We start from the raw sequence: 2,976 nt of genomic DNA, 5'->3' as shown, positions 1-2,976 counted from the left end.
CCCGTCCGAGGGGTCGTGCAGCGGCAGGGTCTCGTCCGTCGGCCGCCACGTGCCTCCGATCAGGACATGCGACGGGTCTATCGGTAACGTCAGCGGCACGGTCGTCTCCCTGCTCCTCCACCCCGCGCCGCCCCTTCGGGCCGCGCCGGAAACGACTGCCGACGTTCCACTTTTTTCGCGTCTTGGCAAGCGGCGGGCGTGCCGTCAGGGCAGCGCCGGGTCCACGCTCGACAGGTACCGCCGGCGTGCGGCGGGGCCGTCGAGGCGTCTCAGCGCCTCGACGTGGCGGGCGAGGATCGTCAGCTCGCGCTCGGCCTGGGGCGACGAGAACGCGTCGCAGGCGGCCGCGCCCTGCCCCAGGCAGCGCGAGACCATGGCACCGACGGGCGCCAGAGCGGAGTCGAGCGGCCCCGCAGCGCCCGCCAGCCGGTCGCGGATCTTGTCGGCCATGCCGCCCGGCGCCCGTCCGTCGGGCCGCATCGACGCACGGACCAGCGCCTCGTCGCTGCGGATGGCGCGGTGGCCTGCGGCGACGATCCGGTCGACAAGCTCGCGGTCCTCGCGACTGGGCAGGGCGCGGAACCCGCCGACAGCGCGGTAGACGTCGCGCCGGATACCGAGATTGGCGCCCCCCGCCGTGTTGAGCCCCAGCGGCGTCGCCCCGGCGTCCGACACCAACCGCGCGAATTCCAGCGACAGCCGCATGTAGCTGTCTTCGGTCCGCCCCGCGCCGCACACCGCCGCCATCAGCGGCGGCGGCAGGTCGTCCAGCCCTTCGATCCGGCCCAGCACCGCGGCGCTGCCGCGCAAGGCGTGCCGCATCGCGCTCAGCCATCCCGGCGCGGCCACGCAATCCGCGTCGGTCGACAGCAGCGCCCACGCCATCGGCGAATGACGCATGGCCAGCAGGTGACCCAGCCGGCGCGCGCGCCCGACGCCGCCGCGCGGCAGCTGGACCTCGGCCAGGATCAGGACCAGCCGGTGGCGGCGGGCGCGGTCACGCACGATCTCGGCGGTCGCGTCACCGGTGTTGTTGACGCAGACCGTCACGGCGCAGTCCCGCCGCCCGTCCTGCGCCGCCAGCGCGTCGAGGCAGGCGCCGATGCGCTCGGCCTCGTCGCAGGCGGGCACGATCACGGCGGCGCGGGCGCGGGCGACGGCCCTGGCACCGAAAACCTCGACGGTCAGCGTCATGGCGCCCCCTCGGCCACGTCGATGCGGTATTCGGACGTCGCGGCCGCGCAGCGCAATGTACGTCGCGACGCGCGCGCGAAGCGTTCGAGCGCCGCCGGCCCGTCCAGCGCGTTGCCGCTGGGCCCCAGCCACGTGACACAGACGAGGTCGGCCAAGGGCCAGCGCCGGTCGAGCTGCCCGGCCAGTTCCGCGATGCCGGCCGGGTCGAGGAAGTAGAGGAATTCCGACACCATCAGCAGGTCGAAGTCACCCGAGGGCAGTAGCGCCGGCAGGAACAGCCGGTGGAACCGTCCGGACGGCACCGCGCGCCGCGCGGCCGCAAGCGCGGTCTCGACCGCATCGACGCCGGTGTACTCGGTGCAGCGGGCCGACACGTGGCGCGCAAGCTCGCCGTTGCCGCAGCCCAGCTCCAGCACCGACCGGTAGGAGGCGCGCGGCAGCGCGGCGCAGGTGGCCCGGAACTTCGCCTGCTCGTAGGCGCTGGTGCGGAACGACCACGGGTCGTCGCCGCCGGCATAGAGTCCCTCGAGATGCTGCAGGGTCACGGCGGTCATGGATGGGCCTCGAAGAAGATCTCGTCGTCCGAGCGGAACGAGTCGACGAAGGCATCCGGCAAGACGAAGCCTGCGGGGTCGTCGTGCACCACCTGCCCCAGCTGGCTGCGATGGGCCGCGATGGCGCGGGCCTTGGCTTCGCGCGCGGGGGCCGCGTCGAACCGGTGTTCGGCCCGGTGCGCGAGCCGCGTGCGGTAGTCCGGATCGTGCCAGGCCGACCAGACCGGGTAGAACAGCAGCCGAAGACCCGCCTGCGCGGCGGCGAGGACGGCGATGGCAGCGGTCGCCTCGTGATCGCAATGCGGATCGGTCGGCGCAGGCGCGACCAGCACCCGCGCGCCATGGCGCCGCGCGATGCGCGCGACCCCCTCCGCGATGGCCGGGAAGCGGTCCGTCAGGCGCAGCATCCCGGCATCGGGAAGGTCCAGCCGCGTGACGTCCGCCGATGCGCCGCCCAGCGCCGCGATCGCCGCGTCAAGTTCCGACGCGCGCAGCGCCGCCAGCCGGGCACGCGGCCACGCGCGCGAGCCGGGATGCGACGCCGCGCCGTCGGTCATGCAGACCACGTGCGCGCCCGGTCCCGCGAACGCTGCCGCCAGGAACGCGCCGCAGCCCAGGGATTCGTCGTCCGGATGCGGCGCCAGAACAACCGGCGGGCGCCCCTCGGTCAGCTCCGCGAAGGTCGTGTAGCCGACGGTTTCAAGCATCCAGCCACGCCCCCAGCGGCCCGCCCTCGGTCAGCAGCGCGCGACCGACCTTCATCGAGAACGCATCGCGCGCCGCCTGGCGCATGTAGCAGGCGAGGTCGCGCGCCATCCGGCCCGCCGGGTCCCCCTCGGCGAACAGCGCCAGCCCGACCGAGCGTTCGGCCGCCGCGATGGCGTCCTGCCCGATCTCCTCGGTCAGCAGGCGGGTCGAGAGCGCGCGCGCCGCGGCCGCCTGCGGGTCGGCGGCGCCGGCCGCGCCCGAGGAGACTTCGGCCGCGCGCAGGATCGCGGGCCAGGCCGACAGCACGCGGCCCGCGACCGGCGACAGCCGAAGCAGGTGCGCCTCGGCCTCGTGCTGCCCGCGCGCGCGCAGCTTGCCGGCCACCCGGTCCAGCAGGCCGACCGTGCCACCCAGCGTCACGGCGGCGATGCGCCATGTGCCGCCCAGGAAATGCGGCTCGCGCGCGTAGACGTCCGGCGGCCCGAGCGGACGCGCCTCGAGCCCCGCGCAGTCGAACCCG

At 74.9% G+C, this 2,976-nt stretch carries 3 protein-coding genes and 1 pseudogene; all 4 read right to left on the bottom strand.

Features of this window, described 5'->3' with window-relative positions; all coding sequences use genetic code 11:
* Positions 1-204: 204 nt before the first annotated feature.
* Entirely contained in the window at positions 205-1,194 is a 990-nt protein-coding gene (locus ACFDTC_RS01980) for a glycosyltransferase (RefSeq protein ID WP_375257186.1), read from the bottom strand.
* Positions 1,191-1,748 (bottom strand): class I SAM-dependent methyltransferase, encoded by a 558-nt coding sequence (locus tag ACFDTC_RS01975; RefSeq protein WP_375257185.1) that lies wholly within the window; start codon positions 1,746-1,748, stop codon positions 1,191-1,193. The genes ACFDTC_RS01980 and ACFDTC_RS01975 overlap by 4 nt, the downstream gene beginning before the upstream one ends.
* Positions 1,745-2,455, bottom strand: coding sequence for a PIG-L deacetylase family protein (locus ACFDTC_RS01970; protein WP_375257184.1), 711 nt, complete (start codon positions 2,453-2,455; stop codon positions 1,745-1,747). Before ACFDTC_RS01970 ends, ACFDTC_RS01975 begins: the two co-directional genes overlap by 4 nt.
* Positions 2,448-2,976 (bottom strand): annotated as a pseudogene (locus tag ACFDTC_RS01965) (acyl-CoA dehydrogenase); the annotation flags it as partial. The pseudogene ACFDTC_RS01965 and the gene ACFDTC_RS01970, both read right to left, overlap by 8 nt.

It is taken from the genome of Citreimonas sp., from assembly GCF_042096055.1.
GTDB lineage: Bacteria > Pseudomonadota > Alphaproteobacteria > Rhodobacterales > Rhodobacteraceae > Citreimonas.
This window is presented reverse-complemented; position numbering and strand designations above follow the sequence as displayed.